The 23,019-nt window shown below is 64.1% G+C and carries 22 protein-coding genes and 1 pseudogene; 16 read left to right on the top strand and 7 right to left on the bottom strand.

Annotation, left to right across the window (positions count from 1 at the left end):
- Positions 1-542: 542 nt before the first annotated feature.
- Positions 543-2,036 (bottom strand): CoA-acylating methylmalonate-semialdehyde dehydrogenase, encoded by a 1,494-nt coding sequence (locus tag CAG46_RS22990; RefSeq protein WP_023662877.1) that lies wholly within the window; start codon positions 2,034-2,036, stop codon positions 543-545.
- 73 nt (positions 2,037-2,109) lie between these two features.
- On the bottom strand, positions 2,110-3,456 hold the full coding sequence (locus tag CAG46_RS22985) for an aspartate aminotransferase family protein (protein WP_075044513.1): 1,347 nt from the start codon (positions 3,454-3,456) through the stop codon (positions 2,110-2,112).
- 118 nt (positions 3,457-3,574) lie between these two features.
- Here CAG46_RS22985 and CAG46_RS22980 point away from each other — a divergent pair, with 118 nt between their 5' ends.
- From CAG46_RS22980 to CAG46_RS22960, 5 genes are all read left to right on the top strand, one after another.
- Positions 3,575-4,492 carry a LysR family transcriptional regulator gene (locus CAG46_RS22980; RefSeq protein WP_085619505.1) on the top strand — a complete coding sequence of 306 codons (918 nt, stop codon included), beginning with the start codon at positions 3,575-3,577 and terminating at the stop codon, positions 4,490-4,492.
- A gap of 90 nt (positions 4,493-4,582) precedes the next feature.
- Entirely contained in the window at positions 4,583-5,245 is a 663-nt protein-coding gene (locus CAG46_RS22975) for a TetR/AcrR family transcriptional regulator (protein ID WP_003257076.1), read from the top strand.
- Between the two features lie 9 nt (positions 5,246-5,254).
- The gene (locus CAG46_RS22970; protein ID WP_016484768.1) at positions 5,255-5,839 is read left to right on the top strand and encodes a YigZ family protein; all 585 of its coding nucleotides are present in this window, start codon (positions 5,255-5,257) and stop codon (positions 5,837-5,839) included.
- Positions 5,840-6,210: 371 nt separating this feature from the next.
- Positions 6,211-6,897 carry an SDR family oxidoreductase gene (locus tag CAG46_RS22965; protein ID WP_085619503.1) on the top strand — a complete coding sequence of 229 codons (687 nt, stop codon included), beginning with the start codon at positions 6,211-6,213 and terminating at the stop codon, positions 6,895-6,897.
- A gap of 86 nt (positions 6,898-6,983) precedes the next feature.
- Entirely contained in the window at positions 6,984-7,931 is a 948-nt protein-coding gene (locus CAG46_RS22960) for an adenosine deaminase (protein WP_085619501.1), read from the top strand.
- 16 nt (positions 7,932-7,947) lie between these two features.
- Here CAG46_RS22960 and CAG46_RS22955 read toward each other — a convergent pair whose 3' ends face one another.
- Positions 7,948-8,661 (bottom strand): helix-turn-helix transcriptional regulator, encoded by a 714-nt coding sequence (locus CAG46_RS22955; RefSeq protein WP_013970739.1) that lies wholly within the window; start codon positions 8,659-8,661, stop codon positions 7,948-7,950.
- A 489-nt stretch (positions 8,662-9,150) separates the two neighbouring features.
- Here CAG46_RS22955 and CAG46_RS29170 point away from each other — a divergent pair, with 489 nt between their 5' ends.
- A complete protein-coding gene (locus CAG46_RS29170) occupies positions 9,151-9,348 on the top strand; it encodes a hypothetical protein (protein WP_085619499.1) in 198 nt (65 codons plus the stop codon).
- Here the strand turns inward: CAG46_RS29170 and CAG46_RS22945 are convergent.
- Both CAG46_RS22945 and CAG46_RS22940 read right to left on the bottom strand, forming a co-directional pair.
- On the bottom strand, positions 9,299-10,480 hold the full coding sequence (locus CAG46_RS22945; RefSeq protein ID WP_085619497.1) for a multidrug effflux MFS transporter: 1,182 nt from the start codon (positions 10,478-10,480) through the stop codon (positions 9,299-9,301). The two genes, CAG46_RS29170 and CAG46_RS22945, sit on opposite strands and share 50 nt — an antisense overlap.
- 235 nt (positions 10,481-10,715) lie before the next feature.
- Positions 10,716-10,913: a heavy-metal-associated domain-containing protein gene (locus CAG46_RS22940; RefSeq protein ID WP_015268835.1), complete on the bottom strand. Its 198-nt coding sequence runs from the start codon at positions 10,911-10,913 to the stop codon at positions 10,716-10,718.
- 145 nt (positions 10,914-11,058) lie between these two features.
- Here CAG46_RS22940 and CAG46_RS22935 point away from each other — a divergent pair, with 145 nt between their 5' ends.
- The 5 genes and pseudogenes from CAG46_RS22935 to CAG46_RS29390 all read left to right on the top strand — a co-directional run bounded on the left by CAG46_RS22935 (position 11,059) and on the right by CAG46_RS29390 (position 16,416).
- On the top strand, positions 11,059-11,445 hold the full coding sequence (locus CAG46_RS22935) for a hypothetical protein (RefSeq protein ID WP_085619495.1): 387 nt from the start codon (positions 11,059-11,061) through the stop codon (positions 11,443-11,445).
- Between the two features lie 52 nt (positions 11,446-11,497).
- A complete protein-coding gene (locus tag CAG46_RS22930) occupies positions 11,498-13,897 on the top strand; it encodes a heavy metal translocating P-type ATPase (protein ID WP_085619493.1) in 2,400 nt (799 codons plus the stop codon).
- Positions 13,894-14,304, top strand: a complete 411-nt coding sequence (cueR, locus tag CAG46_RS22925; protein WP_025337583.1) for a Cu(I)-responsive transcriptional regulator — start codon at positions 13,894-13,896, stop codon at positions 14,302-14,304. Before CAG46_RS22930 ends, cueR begins: the two co-directional genes overlap by 4 nt.
- Before the next feature lie 168 nt (positions 14,305-14,472).
- A pseudogene (locus CAG46_RS29395) lies at positions 14,473-15,558 on the top strand (cache domain-containing protein); the annotation flags it as partial.
- A 90-nt stretch (positions 15,559-15,648) separates the two neighbouring features.
- Positions 15,649-16,416, top strand: coding sequence for a methyl-accepting chemotaxis protein (locus CAG46_RS29390; RefSeq protein WP_371033815.1), 768 nt, complete (start codon positions 15,649-15,651; stop codon positions 16,414-16,416).
- Between the two features lie 135 nt (positions 16,417-16,551).
- Here CAG46_RS29390 and CAG46_RS22915 read toward each other — a convergent pair whose 3' ends face one another.
- Together CAG46_RS22915 and CAG46_RS22910 are read right to left on the bottom strand one after the other, a co-directional pair.
- On the bottom strand, positions 16,552-17,331 hold the full coding sequence (locus CAG46_RS22915; RefSeq protein WP_085619489.1) for a helix-turn-helix transcriptional regulator: 780 nt from the start codon (positions 17,329-17,331) through the stop codon (positions 16,552-16,554).
- 195 nt (positions 17,332-17,526) lie between these two features.
- Positions 17,527-18,804: an acetyl-CoA C-acetyltransferase gene (locus CAG46_RS22910; protein WP_075044503.1), complete on the bottom strand. Its 1,278-nt coding sequence runs from the start codon at positions 18,802-18,804 to the stop codon at positions 17,527-17,529.
- Positions 18,805-18,922: 118 nt separating this feature from the next.
- Between CAG46_RS22910 and CAG46_RS22905 the strand changes: the two genes are divergently transcribed.
- The 5 genes from CAG46_RS22905 to CAG46_RS22885 all read left to right on the top strand — a co-directional run bounded on the left by CAG46_RS22905 (position 18,923) and on the right by CAG46_RS22885 (position 23,015).
- Positions 18,923-20,275 (top strand): 3-oxoacyl-ACP reductase, encoded by a 1,353-nt coding sequence (locus CAG46_RS22905; protein WP_085617879.1) that lies wholly within the window; start codon positions 18,923-18,925, stop codon positions 20,273-20,275.
- 2 nt (positions 20,276-20,277) lie between these two features.
- Entirely contained in the window at positions 20,278-21,129 is an 852-nt protein-coding gene (locus tag CAG46_RS22900) for a MaoC/PaaZ C-terminal domain-containing protein (protein WP_085617887.1), read from the top strand.
- Between the two features lie 177 nt (positions 21,130-21,306).
- Entirely contained in the window at positions 21,307-21,612 is a 306-nt protein-coding gene (locus CAG46_RS22895; protein ID WP_013970728.1) for a MazG-like family protein, read from the top strand.
- Positions 21,609-22,358, top strand: coding sequence for a methyltransferase domain-containing protein (locus tag CAG46_RS22890; protein ID WP_085617877.1), 750 nt, complete (start codon positions 21,609-21,611; stop codon positions 22,356-22,358). Before CAG46_RS22895 ends, CAG46_RS22890 begins: the two co-directional genes overlap by 4 nt.
- A gap of 21 nt (positions 22,359-22,379) precedes the next feature.
- On the top strand, positions 22,380-23,015 hold the full coding sequence (locus tag CAG46_RS22885) for a DUF4136 domain-containing protein (RefSeq protein ID WP_085617875.1): 636 nt from the start codon (positions 22,380-22,382) through the stop codon (positions 23,013-23,015).
- Positions 23,016-23,019: the final 4 nt, after the last annotated feature.

The following is a 23,019-nucleotide window of genomic DNA, read 5'->3' as shown; positions in this document are numbered from 1 at the left end:
TAAGAAACCCTAAACTTGGCTCAGCAATCTCAAATGACTATGTGATTTCTCGCATGGCCACTTGTGATGCTGATAATCTTTGTGACTATCAGTCCGTGCTCACAAGCACCCACACGAATTGCTTGATTCGATTTGTTAAAGAGCGTTTGGTTAAGAGCTTTTCGTCTCAACCGAGGCGCGCATTCTACGCTTTCCTCATTTGCTGTCAAGCGTTTATTTTGAAGTTTTTTGCGAGAAACTCGTTTAGCTTCAAACACTTGACTCGCTGCGATCTCTCGTAGCGGGAGGCGAATCATACAGCGTTTAGAAACGCTGTCAACCATCACCTCAACCGCTGGCGATCATTCGATCGTAGCCCTTTCAACTTCGCCTCAACTACCTAACTCATTGAATCTCAAGAAGTTTGTCGTTCCGGCGTCGCTGGAAGTGGGGCGCATTATAAGGGGATTCGAAACCCCGTCAACCTTTAATTTCAAGAAACTTTAATATCGCTGAAAAACAAAGCGGGGAGGCCTGTCGGCCTCCCCGCTTTTGCTCATCCCTTACAAACTAGGGAAGGCAAACTGCGAAGCCTCATGGCTGGCACGCTGCGGCCAGCGCTGGGTGATCGCCTTGCGACGGGTATAGAAGCGCACACCGTCCGGGCCATAGGCATGCAGGTCACCGAACAGCGAACGCTTCCAGCCACCAAAGCTGTGGTAGGCCACCGGCACCGGCAGCGGTACGTTCACACCGACCATGCCCACTTCGATCTCGTCGCAGAACAGGCGCGCCGCTTCACCGTCACGGGTGAAGATGCAGGTGCCGTTGCCATACTCGTGATCGTTGATCAGTTGCATGGCCTGCTCCAGGCTGTTCACACGCACTACGCACAGCACCGGGCCGAAGATCTCTTCCTTATAGATGCGCATTTCCGGAGTCACCTTGTCGAACAGGGTGCCACCGACGAAATAGCCATCCTCATTACCGGCCACACGGAAACCACGGCCATCCACCACCAGCTTGGCGCCAGCAGCAACACCGTCATCGATGTAACCCACCACCTTGTCACGGGCAGCAGCCGTCACCAGCGGGCCCATGTCCAGGCCGCACGAGGTGCCGGCACCAATCTTCAGGGCCTTGATCTGCGGTTCCAGCTTGGCAATCAGGGCGTCCGCCACCTGGTCACCCACGCACACCGCCACCGAAATGGCCATGCAACGCTCGCCGCACGAACCATAGGCAGCACCCATCAGTGCGCTCACGGCATTGTCCAGGTCGGCATCCGGCATCAGCACCGCGTGGTTCTTCGCACCACCCAGGGCCTGCACACGCTTGCCGCGCTTGGTGCCTTCAGCGTAGATGTACTCGGCGATCGGAGTCGAACCGACGAAGCTCAGGGCCTTCACTTCCGGCGCTTCGATCAGCGCATCCACCGCTTCCTTGTCGCCGTGCACCACGTTGAGGATGCCCTTCGGCAGGCCGGCTTCCAGCAGCAGCTGGGCGATGAACAGGGTCGAGCTCGGGTCGCGCTCGGAAGGCTTGAGGATGAAGGCGTTGCCGCAGGCGATAGCCAGTGGGTACATCCACAGCGGCACCATGGCCGGGAAGTTGAACGGGGTGATACCGGCAACCACGCCCAGTGGCTGGAAGTCGGACCAGGCATCGATGTTCGGGCCGACGTTGCGGCTGTACTCGCCTTTCAGCACTTCCGGCGCGGCGCAGGCGAACTCGACGTTCTCGATACCACGCTTCAGTTCACCGGCAGCATCTTCCAAGGTCTTGCCGTGCTCTTCGCTGATCATCTGCGAGATACGCGCTTCGTTCTGCTCCAGCAGTTGCTTGAAGCGGAACATCACCTGGGCGCGCTTGGCCGGTGGGGTGTTGCGCCAGGCCGGGAAGGCAGCCTTGGCCGAGTCGATCGCTTCCTGCACGGTCGCGCGGCTGGCCAGCTCGACCTTGCGCACGGCCTGGCCGGTAGACGGGTTGAAGACATCGGCGGTGCGCTCACCCTTGGTAACCAGTTCGCCGTGGATCAGGTGCTGAACAATGCTCATGCAAAACTCCAGATAAAGAAGGTTGAGGCAGGCGCGCGATGTGTTCACGCGCCTGGCATCAGAATCGGAAAGATCAGTCGATCAGGTTCAGGGTTTCGCCCACTGCGTCGAACAGGCGGTCCAGCTCCTGCGGCGTGGTGTTGAAGGTTGGGCCGAACTGCAGGGTGTCGCCACCGAAGCGTACATAGAAGCCTGCCTTCCACAGTTTCATCGCCGCTTCGTACGGACGCACGATGGCATCACCGTCGCGGGCAGCGATCTGGATCGCGCCGGCCAGGCCGTAGTTGCGGATATCGACGATGTTCTTGGTGCCCTTCACGCCATGCAGCAGCTTCTCGAAGTGCGGCGCCAGCTCGGCGGCGGCCTGCACCAGGTTTTCCTTCTGCAGCAGGTCCAGCGCGGCGATGCCGGCGGCGCAGGCTACCGGGTGGGCCGAGTAGGTGTAGCCGTGCGGGAATTCCACGGCGTACTCCGGGGTCGGCTGGTTCATGAAGGTCTGGTAGATCTCGCTGCTGGCGATCACCGCGCCCATCGGGATGGCGCCGTTGGTCACCTGCTTGGCGATGCACATCAGGTCCGGGGTCACGCCGAAGGCTTCGGAGCCGGTCATCGCGCCCATGCGGCCGAAGCCGGTGATCACTTCGTCGAAAATCAGCAGGATGTTGTGCTGGGTGCAGATTTCACGCAGGCGCTTCAGGTAACCCTTCGGCGGCGGCAGTACACCAGCCGAACCTGCCAGCGGCTCTACGATCACGGCAGCGATGTTGGAGGCATCGTGCAACTCGATCAGCTTGAGCATCTCGTCAGCCAGGGCGATACCGCCCTCTTCCGGCATGCCTTTGGAGAAGGCGTTCACCGGCAGCACGGTGTGAGGCAGGTGGTCGACATCCAGCAGCTGACCGAACAGCTTGCGGTTGCCGTTGACGCCACCCAGGCTGGTACCGGCGATGTTCACGCCGTGGTAGCCACGCGCACGGCCGATGATCTTGGTCTTGGTGGCCTGGCCTTTCAGACGCCAGTAGGCACGCACCATCTTCAGCGCGGTGTCGGCACACTCGGAACCGGAGTTGGTATAGAACACATGGTTCAGGTCGCCCGGGGTCAGCTCGGTGATCTTCTCGGCCAGCTGGAACGACAGCGGGTGGCCGAACTGGAAGGCCGGGGAGTAGTCCAGGGTGCCGATCTGGCGAGCCACCGCCTCGGTGATTTCCTTACGGGTGTGCCCGGCGCCGCAGGTCCACAAGCCGGACAGGGCATCGAAAATCTTGCGCCCCTGGTCGTCGACCAGGTAGTTGCCTTCGGCCGCCACGATCAGGCGTGGGTCGCGCTGGAAGTTGCGGTTGGCGGTGTAGGGCATCCAGTGGGCATCCAGCTTGAGCTGGCTGGCGATACCGGCGGTAGCGGTTTCGGGCATGTTCATCGGCGGTTCCTCGGAAGACGATTAGGCAACGATGGATGTTGTTGCAGCTAAGTTGGCACGGCGATAAAGTCTGAAAAAGCCAACATTTCTAATCTTCAGACAGGCCCTGACTAAACTAATGAGCCGACGCCCCGTTCCACTCGCCCAAGTCAGCGATTTCGACATCCGCCTGCTGAAGATCTACCGCAGTGTCGTCGAGTGCGGCGGTTTCTCGGCCGCGGAAAACGTACTGGGCATTGGCCGTTCAGCCATCAGCCAGCAGATGAACGACCTCGAGCAACGCCTGGGCCTGCGCCTGTGCCAGCGCGGCCGCGCCGGGTTCTCGCTGACCGAGGAAGGCCGCGAGGTCTACCATTCGGCGCTGCAGCTGCTCAGCGCCCTGGAAAGCTTCCGCACCGAGGTCAACGGCCTGCACCAGCATTTGCGTGGCGAACTGAACATTGGCCTGACCGACAACCTGGTGACCTTGCCGCACATGCGCATTACCCATGCCTTGGCCGAGCTCAAGGACCGCGGGCCCGATGTGCGCATCCAGATCCGCATGATCGCGCCCAGCCAGGTCGAGCACGGCGTGCTCGATGGCAGCCTGCATGTCGGCGTGGTGCCACAGACCAGCCCGCTGTCGGGCCTCGAGTACCAGCCGTTGTACAGCGAGCGCTCGCTGCTGTACTGCGCGGTCGGCCACCCACTGTTCTATGCCGATGACCAGCAGATCGACGACGACCGCCTCAACAGCCAGGAAGCCATCACCCCCACCTTCCGCCTGCCGGCCGAAATCCAGGCGCATTACCAGGCGCTGAACTGCACGGCCAGTGCTTCGGACCGCGAAGGCATGGCGTTTCTCATCCTTACCGGTCGCTACATCGGCTACCTGCCAGACCACTACGCCACGTTCTGGGTGCAGCAAGGTCGCTTGCGTGCCCTCAAGCCCCGGCAACGCTTCTATGACCTGAGCCTGAGCTGGGTAACGCGCAAGGGACGGCGGCCGAACCTGGTGCTGGAAAGCTTCCTCGAAAGCCTGGCTGCGACACGCTGATGCCAGTCTGTGCCGCAAACGCTTGTCACTTCGGCACAGGCAGGTAATCTTGTCCGACAGCCGCAGCCACTGACCCGTACGGAATCGTCCATGACCCTAGAAGTCCCTGCGCATCGCCTCTCCGCCTCGGGCAAGCCCGCGGGCCGCATCCGCCAGAAGAACGAACAGGCCATTATCCAGGCCGCCGAAGACGAGTTTGCCCGCCATGGTTTCAAGGGCACCAGCATGAACACCATCGCCCTCAAGGCGGGGTTGCCCAAGGCCAACCTGCATTACTACTTCACCAACAAGCTGGGCCTGTACATTGCCGTACTCAGCAATATCATCGAGTTGTGGGACAGCACCTTCAACGCCTTGAGCGTCGACGACGACCCGGGCGAAGCGCTGAGCCAGTACATCCGCACCAAGATGGAGTTCTCCCGGCGCAACCCGCAAGCCTCGCGGATTTTCGCCATGGAGGTGATCAGCGGCGGCACCTGCCTGAGCGAGTACTTCAGTGCCGACTACCGCGAATGGTTCCGCGGCCGCGCCGCGGTGTTCCAGGCCTGGATCGAAGCCGGCAAGATGGACCCGGTCGACCCGGTACACCTGATCTTCCTGCTGTGGGGCAGCACCCAGCACTACGCCGACTTTGCCACCCAGATCTGCCAGGTCACCGGCCGCAGCCGCCTGACCAAGCAGGACATGGAAGACGCGAGCAACAATCTTATCCACATCATTCTGAAGGGCTGCGGCATCAAGCCGGCTGCCTGATCGTCATTTATGCCTTCTACCCTGCTCGACCTCTGCGAATACCGCGAGGAAATCCGCAAAAGCCGCTTCATCACCCTCGCCGGGCCGATCAGCAGTGCCGCCGACGCGATGAGTTTCATCGAACGCCACAGCGACCTGGCCGCCACCCACAACTGCTGGGCCTGGAAGCTTGGCGCCCAGTACCGCAGCAGCGATGACGGCGAACCTGGCGGTACCGCGGGGCGGCCAATCCTCGCGGCCATCGAAGCGCAGGACTGCGATCAGGTGGTGGTGCTGGTGATCCGCTGGTACGGCGGTATCCAGCTGGGTACCGGCGGCCTGGCCAGGGCCTATGGCGGCGGTGCCAACAAGTGCCTGCAACAGGCACCCAAGCGGCTGCTGGTGCAGCGCAGCGAATTCACCTGCAGTTGCAGTTTCAGCGAACTGGCGCTGGTGAAGCTGCGCCTGGCGGAGGTTGACGGCCTGGTCCTGGATGAGCAGTTCACCGCCAATGGCGTGGACCTGTTGATTGCACTGGGTGACGCCCACCTGGCGCCACTGCAGCAGCAGTTGGCCGACTTGAGCCGCGGGCGCATTCTGCTCGAAGCACGCTGAACATTGCCCACAACAACTGTGGGCCGGCCTGTGGATAAGCTTGGGGCACTCGCTTGCAGGCGGCATTACTCAAGGGCTGCAGAGCATTGATCATATTTTGATCACCATTTGATGACAGCCGCAAACCGTTGATGCTCCTGACGTTATCCCCAGGCCCACAGCCTGCGTAGCCCTGCACAGCCATCTGCGCTTGCACACAATAACTGTGGACCAGCTTGTGGATAACCCGTGCGCCAACAAGCCGAAGACCACGCCGCACAAGGGCCTGAGGCAACTGGTGATTTTTCGTACAACCTACGACAAGGCGCCCGGCATCACAGTGCATTATCCTCAATACCTTTCTTTGCCAACCGATCACGGAGCGCATCCACATGGCTAACGCAAAAAACGCACTTATCATCGGGGCCTCGCGCGGGCTGGGCCTGGGCCTGGTGCAACGCCTGCAAGAAGACGGCTGGAACATCACCGCCACCGTGCGCAACCCGCAGCAGCCCGGCGCCCTGGCGAATGTGCCCGGCGTGCACATCGAACAGCTGGAAATGAACGACACGGCCCAGCTCGATAGCCTGAAGCAACGCTTGCAAGGCCAAGTGTTCGACTTGATATTCGTCAACGCCGGGGTCATGGGCCCCCTGCCGCAGGACCTGGAGGCGGTACAGAACAAGGACATCGGTGACCTGTTCATGACGAATGCCGTGGCGCCAATCCGCGTGGCCCGCCGCCTGGTCGGCCAGGTACGCGAAGGCAGCGGCGTGCTGGCCTTCATGAGCTCGATCCTGGGCAGCGTGACCATCCCCGATGGCGGCGAAATCTGCCTGTACAAGGCCAGCAAGGCGGCCCTGAACTCGATGATCAACAGCTTCGTCGTCGAGCAACAACGCCCCGACCTGTGCGTGCTGGCCATGCACCCGGGCTGGGTGAAAACCGACATGGGCGGCGAAAACGCCGAGATCGACGTGCTGACCAGCACCCGCGGCATGCTTGATCAGATCAAGGCGCAAAGCGGCAACGGCGGCCTGCGCTTCATCAACTACAAGGGCGAACCCTTGGTCTGGTGATTCACCAGGTCGCAGCCTGGCCGTGCGCAATGCCCGGCCAGGCTCTGTAGAATGGCGGCAACCGTACCTGATCGAGATGACCCACCATGTATGACTGGTTGAACGCCCTGCCCAAGGCCGAACTGCACCTGCACCTGGAAGGCTCGCTGGAGCCCGAGCTGCTGTTCGCCCTGGCCGAGCGCAACAAGATCGCCCTGCCCTGGGCCGATGTGGAGACCTTGCGCGGGGCCTATGCCTTCAACAACCTGCAGGAGTTCCTGGACCTGTATTACCAGGGCGCCGACGTGCTGCGCACCGAGCAGGACTTCTACGACCTGACCTGGGCCTACCTGCAACGCTGCAAGGCGCAGAACGTGATCCACACCGAACCGTTCTTCGACCCACAGACCCACACCGACCGCGGCATCCCCTTCGAAGTGGTGCTCAACGGTATCACCCAGGCGCTCAAGGACGGTCGCCAGCAACTGGGCATCAGCAGCGGCCTGATCCTCAGCTTCCTGCGCCACCTCAGCGAAGATGAGGCGCAGAAAACCCTCGACCAGGCCTTGCCGTTCCGCGATGCGTTCATCGCCGTTGGCCTGGACAGTTCGGAAATGGGCCATCCACCGAGCAAGTTCCAGCGTGTGTTCGACCGCGCCCGCAGTGAAGGCCTGGTCGCCGTTGCCCATGCCGGCGAGGAAGGCCCGCCCGAGTACATCTGGGAAGCCCTGGACCTGCTGAAGGTCAAGCGTATCGACCACGGCGTGCGCGCCATCGAGGACGAGCGCCTGATGCAGCGCATCATCGACGAGCAGATCCCGCTCACGGTGTGCCCGCTGTCGAACACCAAGCTTTGCGTGTTCGACCACATGAGCCAGCACAACATCCTCGACATGCTCGAGCGCGGCGTGAAGGTCACGGTCAACTCAGACGACCCGGCCTACTTCGGTGGCTATGTCACCGAAAACTTCCACGCCCTGCACACCCACCTGGGCATGACCGAAGACCAGGCCCGTCGCCTGGCCCAGAACAGCCTGGATGCCCGGCTGGCCTGAGTGACCTGACCGCGACTCAACCGACCTGCAACGTCGGCACGCGGGCAATGCGATTGATCTGCTGGATACCCAACGCAGAAATATGCAATGCCCGCGAGTCCTCGGCCTCGCGCATCCAGCCCGATTGCAGGAACAGCCGGAACAAGGCCTGCCCCAGTACGCCACCCAGGTGCGGCCCCTGGTCGTTCCACTCGGTACAGCGGCAGATCACACAGCCACGTTGCTGATGCGGCGCCAAGGCATCGATGTAGACCCCGACCAAAGCCAACTGCGTCCGCCCCTCCTCGCTGACCATCAGCTGTCGACCACTCCCCTCCAGCCAGCCGGCCACCACCAGACGGTGATACAGCTCACCGGCCAGTTCCCCGCCCAGGTGATCGCCACAGCGACGCGCCCTGCGTATCGACATGGGCAGCGGTGATACCGGCGCCTTGGCCCGCTCCCCCCTGGCGCTCTCCAACTGGACACTGGCCAGCGCCTCCACCGCTGCCCCGACTTGCGGGGTGGCCAGCCGGAAGTAGCGCTTGCGCCCCCGCGCTTCGTGCCGGAGCAAACCGGCCGATGACAACAACGAAAGGTGAGCGCATGCCGATGACGAGGTCAGGCCTGTCATTACCGCGAGCTCGTTGGCCAGCCGCGGCGTGCCATCGATCAATGCCCACAACATGGCACTGCGCTTGGGGTCGGCCATCAGGCTGGCAATCTGGCTGATACTGCTGGCTGCGTTCATGTCCCTGTAACTCCCTGCAAGTTCACTGTGTGGATGCGATGGCCACCCCTGGCAGGGAAGCGCCTCTCGCTGGCACTGGCCTGGTTCGCCAGTATAAGCCGCAAAAAACGCCATTCAGGCAGCGTTGCGCAGTGGCACCACCGGCAAAAAACCACTGGGTATGCCTACCCATTGGCAAGCAGTGAAACAGTGCGTGAAAGCTGCCCGGACCGCGCGGGCAAGCAGCCCGGCACACATGGCAGGAGAACGGGAACGACGGGCGGAAAAAACACCGGATGCAACTTCGGACGCGGCCGACAACCAATTTCCACAAGTAGTGCAAGCCAAAGCGAAGGTTCCACGTGCTTGCGGGCATTGCACCCCACGCAGGAAAAAACATGTAGAAAACATTCCTGCCGACCGTCAGTCAGGACACTGATTCAGGTCATGGCAGGCAGAAGGTGCAGCGCTACACTTCATCCGCTCTCCCCCCTTTGGAGGTATGCCGCGATGAAAATTGTCGTCAGTGCGTCGAGCCGAAACCCCGCCTGCCCCTGGCAGGTCCATCTCGATCAACACGTGGTCAGTTTCCGCAGCGAGGCCGAGGCGCGTGCCTTCGTCGCCACGTTGGAAACCCGCCTGCAGGCACCTCACCCGCTTATGCGGGAGCCTTGGCCGGCAAGCGTCGGGTCAGCAGCGCGACACTGACCACCAGCGCCCCGCACAGGCTGATCACCAGCGCCATCGGCACCGCACTGCCATCATGCAGCAGCCCGACCAGCGCCGCTGCGCCGGCGGCGACGCTGAACTGCAGGCAGCCCATCAGCGCCGAGGCACTGCCAGCCCGCGCGCCCTGCCCGCTCATGGCACAGGCAGAGGCGTTGGGGATGATGCAGCCGAGGCTGGAGATGCAGACGAACAGCGGTACCAGCAGTGGCCACAGCTGTGTTGGCCTCAGTGCTGCCACGCCCAGCAACGCAAGGCCCGCAACCAGGTACAACCACACCGCACGCGCCAGCAGGAACGCCGGCCCGCGCTTGGCCAGCAAGCGTGCGTTCACCTGCGCCACCAGGATAAAGCCGGCGGCATTGGTGCCGAACAACCAGCCGTAATGCTCGGCCGGCACGCCGTAGAGCTTGATGAACACGAAAGGTGAACCGGCGATGTAGGCAAACATGCCGGCGATGGCGATACCACCGGTCAGGGCATGGCCGACGAACACCCGGTCAGCGAACAGGCGCAAGTACTGGCGCAAGGCGCCAGACAGCGGTTGCCGCGGTATGTACTCGGGCAGGCTTTCCGGCAGGCCCAGGCTGACCGCCAGCAGGCAGCCGGCGCTGAACAGGCTCAGGGCGAGGAAGATCGATTGCCAGCCGGCCACGTTCACCAGCACCCCGCCCAGCATCGGTGCCAGGATCGGCGCCAGGCCCATGACCAGCATCAACTGCGAGAACACCTTGGCCGAAGCCACCGGGTCGCACTTGTCACTGACGATGGCCCGCGACAGCACCATCCCGGCGCAACCGCCCAACGCCTGGACGAAACGCGCCAGCACCAGGGTGTCGAGGTTGGGAGCATAGGCACAGGCCAGTGACGCCAGGGTGAACAGGGTCACCCCGAACATCAGCGGCTTGCGCCGGCCAAAGCGGTCGGCCACCGGCCCGTAGGCCAGCTGCCCGATGGACAGGCCAAGGAAGTAGGCGGCCAAGGTGGCCTGGACGTGTTTTTCATCGGTGGCGAACGCCTGCGCCATGGCCGGGAAGGCGGGCAGGTAGAAGTCGATCGCCAAGGGCCCGAACGCACTGAGTGCGCCCAGGATGAGCACCATTCGCAGGTTCATCAGGAATCCATAGCAGGCTAAGCAAGTGCTCGATTCTACCTGCTGTGGGCCCTATCGACATGAAAACATTTGCAACAATACAGGCCCTGGCGCGGCCCCTGTAGGAGCGGCCTTGTGTCGCGATGGGCCGCAAAGCGGCCCCAGGATATTGGCATCGATGCATAAAATTGCTGGGGCCGCTTTGCGGCCCATCGCGACACAAGGCCGCTCCTACAGGGCTCAGCGCATGGCCTGATCAGGCTACGTCGGCCTGATAACCCTCATCGCGAATGGCCGTGAGGATCTGCTCCTGAGCCAACTCGCTCTGCACCCGTACCTGCCTGGCCGCCAGGTCGACCTCCACCTTGGCCGCGGCATCCTGCTCCTGCACCGCCCGTGTCACGGCTTTCACGCAATGGCCGCAGGTCATGCCTTGTACATTGAACACTTGCATGGGGGTTACCTCCTTCAGGTTTTCCACGAGTCTCAAGCTTGCCATCGGGGCAAGGTCAAGATCTGCCGACAACAGCCGGGGTGGAAATCCGCGCGCGCGTCGGCCAAGCTGCGCCTTTGATGATCACGCAAGCAGGAGATTCTTCATGTTCAGGGCAGCATTGGGCGTCGTCGGGCTATTGAGCACGCTGGCTGCAGTGCCACCGGCCAGTGCCGAGGGCAACTCGGACTACAGCGTGCTGATCATTTCCCGGGAGCGCCTGGAAGTGGCCACCAGTTGCGAAATCGGCATCTACCTCAACGACCAGCTCTCCGGGCGCGTGTTCCAGGAGCAGTCCACCTCGTTCAACCTGCCGCCCGGCCCGGTGGACGTGCGCCTGCGCCTGCTGCCCGGGCAAATGCCTGGCTGCGCCGCGGGTATCGAGGACCAACGCAGCACACGACTGAACCTGCAGGCGGGCCAGATCAACAAATACCGCATCGCCATGGGGCAATATGGGCTGGAGTTGAAGCGAGCCGGCCTGGACTATTGACCTTACCTGCGTGGCAAGGTTGATGCTGGAGACCTGTCCAAGGAGGAGAGCCATGCCCGCATCCACCACATACGACCTGCCGATCTCCGGCATGACCTGCGCCAGCTGTGCCGGCCGGGTCGAGCGCGCCCTGCGCAAGGTCACCGGCGCTGAACAGGTCAGCGTCAACCTCGCCACCGAACAGGCCCGGGTCCAGGCCCCGGCCAACAGCCTGCCCGCGCTGGTCGACGCCGTACGCGAAGCCGGCTATGGCGTGCCCACCCGAACCGTCGAACTGCAGATTGGCGGCATGACCTGCGCCAGTTGCGTCGGCCGCGTAGAGCGCGCCCTCGGCAAGCTGCCGGGGGTTGAACAGGTCAGCGTCAACCTGGCCAGCGAACGCGCGCACCTCGAAGTGCTTGCGGCCCTCGACGACAACCTGCTGATCGACGCCGTGCAAAAGGCCGGCTACAGCGCCAGCCTGCCGCAAACCGCCAGGGACGACCAGCACGCTGCCCAGCACCGCCTGCGTAACGAACGCCTGGCGGTCGGCGCAGCGTTGCTGCTCGCCCTGCCGTTGGTGGTGCCGATGCTGGTGCAGCCGTTTGGCGTGCACTGGATGTTGCCAGCGTGGGTGCAGTTCCTGCTGGCCACGCCGGTGCAGTTCATTCTCGGCGCGCGGTTCTACGTGGCCGCCTGGAAAGCCGTGCGCGCCGGGACTGGCAACATGGACCTGCTGGTGGCCCTGGGCACCAGCGCCGGCTACGGCCTGAGCCTGTACCAGTGGGCGCAGGCCCCCGCCGGCATGGCCCCTCACCTGTACTTCGAAGCCTCGGCCGTGGTGATTGCCCTGGTGCTGCTGGGCAAGTACCTGGAAAGCCGTGCCAAGCGCCAGACCGCCAGCGCCATCCGTGCCCTCGAGGCCCTGCGCCCGGAACGGGCCGTGCGCCTGGTTGATGGCCAGGAAGAAGACGTGGCCATTGCCCAACTGCGTCTCGGCGACCTGGTACTGGTCAAACCCGGCGAGCGCTTCCCGGTCGATGGCGTGGTCGAAGACGGCAGCAGCCATGCCGATGAAGCCTTGATCAGCGGCGAGAGCCTGCCGGTGCCCAAGCAGCCAGGGGACAGCGTCACCGGTGGCGCCATCAACGGCGAAGGCCGGCTGCTGGTACGCACTCAGGCACTGGGCACAGAAACCGTGCTGGCACGCATCATCCGCCTGGTGGAAGACGCCCAGGCGGCCAAGGCACCGATCCAGAAGCTGGTCGACCGGGTCAGCCAGGTATTCGTCCCGGCCGTGCTGGTACTGGCGCTGATCACCCTGGTCGGTTGGTGGCTGGCCGGCGCGCCATTGGAAACCGCGCTGATCAATGCCGTCGCGGTACTGGTCATCGCCTGCCCCTGCGCCCTTGGCCTGGCCACACCCGCAGCGATCATGGCCGGCACCGGGGTCGCCGCCCGCCATGGCATCCTGATCAAGGACGCCGAAGCCCTGGAGCGCGCCCATGCGGTCAACCGTGTGGTGTTCGACAAGACCGGCACCCTCACCTCCGGCAGCCCGCGCGTTGTCCACAGCCAGGCGCAGGTGGGCAGCAGCGCCGACCTGCACCGCCTGGCCGGTGCCCTGCAGCGCGGCAGCGAACACCCGCTGGCCAAGGCGGTACTGGATGCCTGCGCCGAACAGGGCCTGGACGTGCCTGGCGTTGCCGACAGCCAGTCGCTGACCGGGCGTGGTATCGCCGGGCGCGTGGAAGGCCGCGAGCTGGCCCTGGGCAACCGCCGCCTGCTCGATGAAAGCGCCCTGCCACCCGGCGACCTGGCCGCCAAGGCCCAGGCCTGGGAAGCCGAGGGGCGCACCCTGTCATGGCTGATCGAACGCGGCGCACAGCCGCGGGTGCTGGGCCTGTTCGCCTTTGGTGACAGCCTCAAGCCCGGTGCCGAGCAGGCGATCGATACCCTGCACGCGCAACACATCAGCAGCCACCTGCTGACCGGCGACAACCGCGGCAGCGCCAAAGTGGTGGCCGATGCCCTGGGCATCGACGACGTGCATGCCGAAGTGCTGCCGGCCGACAAGGCCGCGACCGTGGCCGCACTCAAGCAGGATGGCGTGGTCGCCATGGTCGGTGATGGCATCAATGATGCGCCGGCGCTGGCCGCCGCCGATATCGGCATTGCCATGGGCGGCGGTACCGACGTGGCCATGCAGGCCGCCGGCATCACCCTGATGCGCGGCGACCCACGCCTGGTACCGGCCGCCCTGGAGATCAGCCGCAAGACCTATGCGAAGATACGCCAGAACCTGTTCTGGGCGTTCATCTATAACCTGATCGGCATCCCGCTGGCCGCGCTGGGTTACCTCAACCCGGTACTGGCCGGCGCCGCCATGGCCCTGTCCAGCGTCAGCGTGGTGAGCAACGCGCTGTGGCTCAAGGCGTGGAAACCCACCAGCAACACCCAGGAGGCTCCATGAACATCGGCCAGGCCGCCCGCCGCAGCGGGCTCAGCACCAAGATGATCCGTTACTACGAGTCCATTGGCCTGCTCAAGCCCGCCACGCGCAGCGACAGCGGCTACCGCCTGTACCAGGCGGAAGACTTGCACAGCCTGGCCTTCATCAAGCGCTCCCGCGACCTGGGCTTTTCCCTCGAAGAGGTCGGCAAGCTGCTGACCTTGTGGCAGGACCGCCAGCGCGCCAGCGCCGATGTGAAAGCGCTGGCCACGCAGCACATCGCTGAACTGAACCGGCGCATCGAAGAGTTGGTGAGCCTGCGCGACACCCTCGGCGAACTGGTCTCGCACTGCCAGGGAGACGAGCGCCCGGACTGCCCGATCCTGAAGGACCTGGCCAATGGTGCTACGGGCGGCTGCTGTCACTGAGCCACCCCGCAACCCTTTGGTATGCCATATACGTCCAAACACGACCGAATAGTCACCAACTACGACTTTATCCAATAAATACGGGCGTTTCCCTACATTAAACCCGGATGCTGCCGATGCAATTGTTACCTGCCTCGTGTATCGAAAATAAAAAATCCGGGAGCGTCGATGAGCATTAAACAGAAACTGACCTGGGCATTCGCGGTCATCGCCGGCTTGCCCATCGTCCTTGTGGCCACCCTGGTGGTCCTCAACCTGCGTGGCGAAGCCCGCGACGGATTCCTCGATGGCAGCAGCCGGGAAATCCGCCAGGTCAGCAACGCGATGAACATCTTCTTCCAGGGCATCAACCAGAACGTCGAGTACCTGGCTGCGCAGCCGATGGTCGCCGCCACGGGTAGCGAACTGAACAAGTACATGAGCGCAACCCCGTCCTATGAACTGGGCGACCAGGCCAGCAAGCTGCTGGAGTTCATGAACCGCCTGGCCACCACGCATCCCAGCTATGCGTACCTGTCCTACGGGGTGAATGACGGTGGCTATGTCGGCTGGCCGGCCGGGCAGAAGTTCGTCAATTACGACCCGCGCACCCGCCCCTGGTACCAATTGGCCATGGCCAACCCTGGCAAGACCTTGCGTACCGGCGCCTACTACTGGGCTGCCGACGACGCCGTGCTGGTCAGCACCGTGCGCACCGTCGCCAACCAATTGGGCAACCCTGGCGGCGTGGTCAACGTCGACGTCTCGCTCAAAGGCCTCACCGAGATCGTCCAGCAGATCAAGCTGGGCGAAAGCGGCTACGTACTACTGGTGGAAAACAACGGCAACGTACTGGTCGACCCTCGTGACGCCAAGCACAACTTCAAGCAACTGGCGAGCTTTGGCGACGGGTACGCCGAGCTGGCCAAGCACGGCAAGGGGCTGGCCGAAGTGGAGCTGAATGGCGTGCGCTACATGGCCAACATCTACCCGGACGAACAGCTGGGCTGGACCTTGATCGGCCTGATCGAACAAAGCGAAGTGATGCAGACCACCACCCGCCTGACCTGGTTGATCGGCGTGGTGGCCCTGGTATTGGCTGCGTTGTTCGCCGTGGTCGGTGCCACCTTCGCCAAGCTGATCGTGCGCCCGATCAACAGCGTCACCAGCGGCCTGGAAGATATCGCCCAGGGCGAGGGCGACCTGACCCGCAACCTGGAAATCCGTGGCCGCGACGAAACCGCGCAACTGGCCAGCTGGTTCAACCAGTTCCTCGGTGCCATTCGCAGCCTGATCCAGCACATCGGTGCTGCCGCCAGCAAGATCCTCAGCACCTCCAGCAGCTCGACCCGCGTTTCCAGCGACATGGCCGAAGCCGCAGGCCGCCAGCGCGAAGCGGTGGACATGGTCTCTACCGCCTTCCACGAAATGGTCGCCACTGCCAACGAAGTGGCACGTTCCTGCAGCCAGGCGGCGCAGTCGGCCGACAGTGGCCAGCAACAGGCCCGCGAAGGCCAGCAGCAGATCGATGCCGCGGTACATAGCGTCGACCGCCTGAGCCAGGAGATCGAGCAGTCGGCACAGTCGATCCAGCAGCTGGAGCGTGACAGCAACGCCATCCAGTCGATCCTCGGCACCATCCGCTCGATTGCCGAGCAAACCAACCTGCTGGCGCTCAACGCCGCCATCGAAGCGGCCCGTGCCGGCGAGCAGGGCCGTGGCTTTGCCGTGGTCGCCGACGAAGTGCGGGCGCTGGCCAAACGTACCGCCGACTCCACAGCCGAGATCGATGGCCTGCTTGGCAACCTCGCCAGCCGCACTGCCGAAGTGGCCGCACAGATGCACGCTAGCCTGGAGGTTTCACAGCAGTCGGTGAGCCGCATCGGCCTGGCCCGTGACAGCTTCGGGCAGATCCGCGAGTCGGTGGATGTGATCCGCGACATGAACACCCAGATCGCCACGGCGGCCGAAGAGCAGCACCAGGTGGCCGAGGACATCAACCGGCACATCAGCCAGATTCACGGCGATGCGCAACTGGTGGCCGAACTGGCCCAGGCGGCGCGGATGGATTCGGAGAGCCTGGCCGGGTTGTCCAATGAGCTGGATGCGCTGGTGCGCAGGTTCCGTACCTGATGTGTTGCCTGCGCCGGCCTCTTCGCGGGTGAACCCGCTCCCACAGGTTTACCACAGGCCTTGAAATCTGTGCGGTCCCTGTGGGAGCTGGCTTGCCGGTGATTGGGCCGGTGCAGGCAAACAATGCCTGATTGCCTAAAGCTTCAATTCCCCCGGCGTCGCGCCGAACAATTGCTTGAACGCCGCAATGTAAGCCGAGGTGGAGTCATACCCACACCCCAACGCCGCCTCGGTCACACTCTCCCCCGCCTCCAGCAGCGCCAGCGACGACAACAGCCGCATACGCTGCCGCCAGTTGCGAAAACTCAAACCCGTCTCCCGCTGGAACAGCCGCATCAGCGTCTTCTCCGAGCACCCCAGCTCTCGCGCCCACTGCTGCAAGGTCTGCGACTGGTCCGGTGCAGCGATCAGACCATTGCACAGCGCCAGCAACCTCGGGTGCCGTGGCAGTGGCAGCGAAAAACCGACCTCGGGCAGCATGCGCAACTGGTCGAGCAGCACTGCCACCAGCCGCGCCTCGGCGCTGTCACCCTCCGGGTAGTCGGCCGGGAACAGGCAGAACTGCTTGATCAGTTCGCGCGCCAGCGGGGTCACTTCCAGTACCCGGCATTGCTCCGGTGCCCACGGGCAGGCATCCCGGCGCACGTAAAGGCTGCGCATTTCGGCCTGCATCGAGGTGACCACTTCGTGTTCGGCATCGGCTGGTATCCACACGCCCCACTGGGGCGGGGCGAAGTAGCTGCCTTCGTGGGTATACACCCCGAGAACGCCGCTGATGGCGTAGGAGAACTGCACCCAGTCGTGCTGGTGGCGAGTGGTCCAGGAGCCGGCGCCGAGGCTTTCGGCACGGGCATAGAGTGGCCTGGGCAGGTAGTCCAGCGCCGGTATGGCGCGGGGGTGTCCGATGATCGGCATGGCGGTTTCTTGTAGTTCTGACCAGACAAGCCTAACAGCTGATTCGTGGTCAAGTCAGGCGCGGTCTCTGTGGGAGCGGCCTTGTGTCGCGAAAGGGCCGCAAAGCGGCCCCAACAATTTTTGCTGTGACGCTGAAACCCCGGGGCCGCTTCGCGCCCCTTTCGCGACACAAGGCCGCTCCCACAAGGCGTGGCTTCAGCGCTCGACGATGACGGTCACCCCCTGCCCACCCGCCGCACAGATCGAAATCAACCCCCGCCCCTTCCCCGCCCTCGCCAGCAACTTGGCCAGGTTGGCCAATATCCGCCCCCCGGTTGCGGCAAACGGGTGCCCGGCCGCCAGCGAACTGCCCTTGACGTTGAGCTTGCTACGGTCGATCGCCCCGAGCGGCGCATCCAGCCCCAACCGCTCACGGCAATAATCGGCATCTTCCCAGGCCTTGAGTGTGCACAGCACCTGGGCAGCAAAGGCTTCGTGAATCTCGTAATAGTCAAAGTCCTGCAGCGTCAGGCCATTGCGCGCCAGCAGCCGCGGCACCGCATACACCGGCGCCATCAGCAAGCCTTCGCGACCAGTGACGAAATCCACCGCAGCGGTTTCGCCATCGACCAGATAGGCCAGCACCGACAGCCCCTGCTGCTCGGCCCATTCCTCGCTACCCAGCAACACCAGCGAAGCACCATCGGTCAGCGGTGTGGAATTGCCCGCCGTCAGCGTGCCCTGCCCGCTGCGATCGAAAGCAGGTTTGAGCCTGGCCAGTTGCTCCAGGGTCAGGTCGGGGCGCAGGTTGTTATCACGGGTCAACGACAGAAACGGCGTCAGCAGGTCATCCTGCCAACCTTCGGCGTACGCGGCAGCCAGCGCCTGGTGGCTGAGCAGCGCCAGCTCGTCCTGTTCGGCACGGCCAATGCGCCAGGCCTGGGCCATGCGTTCGCAATGCTCGCCCATCGACAAACCGGTGCGCGGCTCGCCGTTGCGCGGCAATTCGGGTTTCAGGTGGTGAGGGCGCAGCTTGAGGAATGGCTTTAGCCGCTCGCCCAGGCTTTTGCCGCGGTTGGCCTGCAGCAAGATGTGGCGCAGGCCTTCGTTTACCGCAATCGGCGCATCGGAAGTGGTGTCCACGCCGCCGGCAATGCCGCAGTCGATCTGCCCTAGGGCAATTTTGTTGGCCACCAGCAGCGCCGCCTCCAGCCCGGTGCCGCAGGCTTGCTGGATGTCGTAGGCCGGCGTCTGCGGCGACAGCCGCGAGCCCAGCACGCACTCACGGGTCAGGTTCATGTCACGCGAGTGCTTGAGCACCGCACCGGCGACCACTTCCCCCATGCGCAACCCATGCAAGCGGTAGCGTTCGATCAGCCCTTCGAGGGCGACGGTGAGCATCGCCTGGTTGCTGGCCGTGGCGTAGGCGCCATTGGAGCGGGCGAAGGGAATTCGGTTGCCGCCCAGGATCGCGACCCGGCGAAGTGAACGCATGCGCTTGTTCCTCCTGAAACAATTTGATCCGTACAGCCTAGGTGTTTTTACCGCATTCGAACGACCTTGCCACAAAGTTGGTCCACACTTTCAAGCTTGCCTTCCGGGAGACCCACTCATGAGCGATCGCTACCTCGGCTTTGCCAACTCCAACCTCGGCCGCCGTCTTGTGGATGCCCTTGGCCTGCCACGCCCGGCGCCGCTGGAGCGCTGGCAGGCCGGCCGCCTGCGCCCGGTCGAAGGTGCCTTGGTACTGGGTGGCGGGCCACTGGCGAGCCAGGTCGAAGCCATTGCCCCGCGCCTGACCGACACGCTTTACAGCTTCAATACCGACAACCTCCAGGCCGAAGCGTGGGTGGCTGGCCTGGGGCCGAAGATCAAGGCCGTGGTATTCGATGCCAGTCACCTGTCCGACAGCGACGCGTTGAAGCAGTTGCGCGAATTTTTCCAGCCACTGCTGCGCAGCCTGGCGCCGTGCGCCCATGTAGTGGTGCTGGGCCGCGCGCCAGAAAGCCTCGACGACCCACTGGCCAGCATTGCCCAACGGGCCCTGGAAGGCTTCAGCCGCTCGCTGGCCAAGGAGCTGCGCAACGGTGCGACCGCGCAGTTGCTGTATGTCGACCCCGGCGCGGAAGACCAGTTGGAAGGCGCCCTGCGCTTCTTCCTCTCGCCCAAAAGCGCCTTCATCTCCGGCCAGGTGCTGCGCCTGCATGCCTGCGCCAGCCAGGTCGAGGACTGGACCCGGCCGCTGGCTGGGCGCCGCGCCCTGGTAACCGGTGCCGCGCGCGGCATCGGTGCCGCCATTGCCGAAACCCTGGCCCGGGACGGTGCCGACGTACTGCTGCTGGATGTGCCGCAAGCCAGCCAGGACCTCGACGCCCTGGCCGCACGCCTGGGCGGCAAGGCGCTGCCCCTGGACATCTGCGCCGGCGACGCGGCAACGCAACTGCTTGCAGCCCTGCCCGACGGCATCGACATCGTGGTGCACAACGCCGGTATCACCCGTGACAAGACCCTGGCCAACATGACCCCGGAATACTGGGACGCGGTGCTGGCGGTCAATCTCAAGGCACCGCAGGTGCTGACCCAGGCGCTGTACGACAACGGCGCCCTGGGTGAAAACGCACGTATCACCCTGCTGGCCTCGGTCAGCGGCATCGCCGGCAACCGCGGGCAGGCCAACTATGCCGCGAGCAAGGCCGGGCTGATCGGCCTGGCCCAGGCGTGGGCGCCCCGGCTCACCGAGCGCGGCGGCAGCATCAATGCCGTGGCACCCGGTTTCATCGAAACCCATATGACCGCCGCCATGCCCATGGGCCTGCGCGAGGCCGGGCGACGCTTGAGTTCGCTGGGCCAGGGCGGCCGCCCGCAGGATGTCGCCGAAGCCATCGCCTGGCTCAGCCAGCCGGGCTCCGGCGCAGTCAACGGCCAGGTGCTGCGGGTATGCGGCCAGGCCTTGATGGGGGCCTGAACATGAACCGACACTGGCACGACCTGCACAGCCCGGCTTCGCGCGCCAGCCTGTACCTGCGCGCGGCCAGCAAGCGCAGCATCAGCGGCGACCAGCTGCCGGACGACGGCCTGCGCTGCTTCATCCGCGTCCAGCCGGGCAACCTGGCCGCCTATCGACGGTTGTGCCACTTCACCGACGATGGCCGCCTGCCGGGTACTTATCCACATGTCATGGCGTTCACGCTGCAGTTGCAGTTGATGACCGCGCCAAACTTCCCCTTCCCGCTGCTCGGCCTGGTGCACCTGCACAACCGCATCGAGGTGCTGCGCCCACTGGGCGGTATCGAAGGGCTGCGCTTCGCGGTGCATGCAGGCAATCTGCAAGCGCATTCCAAGGGCGGCACCTTCGACCTGGTCACCGAAGCCGAAGACGGCATCGGCCTGCTCTGGCGCGAGACCAGCCGTATGCTGGTGCGCGGGTTGAAGCTGGAAAGCGAGGCAGGTGAGCCTGCCGAGGACGAACCACAAGCATTGCCAGAGGCGACCCGCTGGTACGCCGACAGCGATATCGGCCGGCGTTATGCCAAGGTCTGCGGGGATTACAACCCGATCCACCTCAGCGCAGCCAGTGCGCGGCTGTTCGGCTTCCCCACGGCCATTGCCCATGGCATGTGGAGCAAGGCCATGGCCCTGGCGGCACTGCGCGGGCACCTGCCGCACAGTGGCTATGCCTTCGAGGTGGATTTCCGCAAACCGGTGCGGTTGCCGTCGGAGGTGGTGCTCGGTGCCAGTGAGGCGGGGGCTGCGGGAGAGCTGCGGCTGGATGGGCATGGAGGGGTTCTGCATATGGTCGGGCGCTGGGCCCCCCTTTAAATCGTGAGGCTGCTTCGCAGCCTTTTCGCGACACAAGGCCGCTCCCACAGGTACCGCGTTCGGTTTGATGCCGGTGACCGCTTGTGGGAGCGGCCTTGCGTCGCGATGGGCCGCATAGCGGCCCCCTTGCTTTGCATCGGGCCTGCGCAGAAGCTATGCAGCATTAGGAGACCCCCGATGAACCTGCAAGAACTCACCCAACGCCTGCACCAGATCCGCGACAACAACGACTGGCGTGGCTTCCACAGCCCGAAGAACCTGGCCATGGCCGCCAGCGTCGAAATGGCCGAACTGGTGGAAATCTTCCAGTGGCTGAGCGAAGACCAATCGCGCCAGCTGCCCGCCGACAAGCTGGCCCATGCCGGCCAGGAAATCGGCGATGTGGTGCTGTACCTGTTGCTGCTGTGCAGCGAACTGGGCCTGGACATGGACCAGGTGGTGCGAGCCAAGCTGGCCGACAGCGAGAGGCGCTTCGCCCGATGAACGACCGTCATTTCGATGAGCTGGCCACCCGCTTTGCCGAGAAGATCTACGGCGGCGCCAAGGGCGCCATCCGCCTGGCCGTGCTGCAGGCCGACCTGGCCGAAGCCCTGCCCGACCGCCCGCTGCGCATTCTCGACATTGGTGCCGGGTTGGGTCACATGGCCTTGTGGCTGGCCCAGCGCGGCCACCAGCTGACCCTGGCCGAACCCGCCGCGCCGATGCTCGACGGCGCACGGGCGCGCTTTGCCGAAGCCGGCCAACCGGCCACCTTCATCCAGGCCCCCTGGCAAGAGCTGCTTGGCCAGCTGACCGAACCCTACGACCTGGTGCTATGCCACGCCGTACTGGAATGGCTGGCCGAGCCCGAAAGCATCCTGCCGGTGCTGCACCAGCTCACGGCCCCTTCCGGGTGGCTGTCGCTGGCCTTCTACAACCGCGACGCCCTGGTCTATCGCAACCTGCTCAAGGGCCATTTCCGGAAGTTGCGCAGCAACCGGCTGGAAGGTGAAAAGCAGAGCCTGACCCCGCAAAAACCGCTTGATCCACGCGAACTCAGAGCGCAACTTGATCCTATGTGGCAGGTTGAAAGCGAAAGTGGCGTGCGGGTGTTCCACGACTACATGCCCAAGGAATTCCAAGGCAAGGCCGAGCTGCTCGACCTGCTGGAAATGGAACTGGCCTACCGTCGACACCCCAGCTTCGCCGGGCTCGGCCGCTACCTGCACTGGGTCTGCCGCCCCCGCTGACCTGCCCGCCGGGAGGAATACATGCCGTACCGTCTGTTATGCCTGGCCGTGCTGCCGCTTGCCCTGGCTGGCTGCCAGGGCAGCAACCCCTATGTGGCCAGCAGCCGCCCGTTACCACCGGCGCCTGCCCAGGCGGCCAGCACCTTCGATGCCAGTGCCTACCCGACACCGGCCCGAGATTACGGGCACTACCGTAGCTGGAGTTGGCGCAACGGCCAGTTGCCCAGTGGTTCGGTCGATACCGACCCGGGGCAACTGGCCGATGCCGTCAGCGGCGCGCTGGACCAGCATGGCCTGCGCCCCGCCCGGGGCGGCCCCGGCGACTTGCTGGTCAGCGCCGACATACGCCTGGAAAAGCGCTTGCGCCAGGTACGTGACTACGATGCCTACGACCCTTACTACGGCCCGTACCCCTACGGTGGTGTCGGTTATGGCGGCTACCGCCATGGCTATGGTGGCTATGCCAGCGTGCCCATCGTGCGCACCTACGAGGTGCAAGTGATGGTGGTGCGTATCGACCTGTACGACGCCCGCAGCGGCCAGCCGGTATGGAGTGCCAGCGCCGAAAGCGGCAGCGACAAGGACTCGCCGCGTGAACGCGAAAGCGCCCTGCGCGATTCTGTGCACAAGGCGCTCAACGGCTATCCTCCCAGTTGATATC

The organism is Pseudomonas sp. B23(2017), from assembly GCF_002113725.1.
Classification (GTDB): Bacteria; Pseudomonadota; Gammaproteobacteria; order Pseudomonadales; family Pseudomonadaceae; genus Aquipseudomonas; species Aquipseudomonas putida_Z.
Note: the sequence above shows the minus strand (reverse complement) of the source record. Positions and strands in the feature narration are given on the sequence as shown.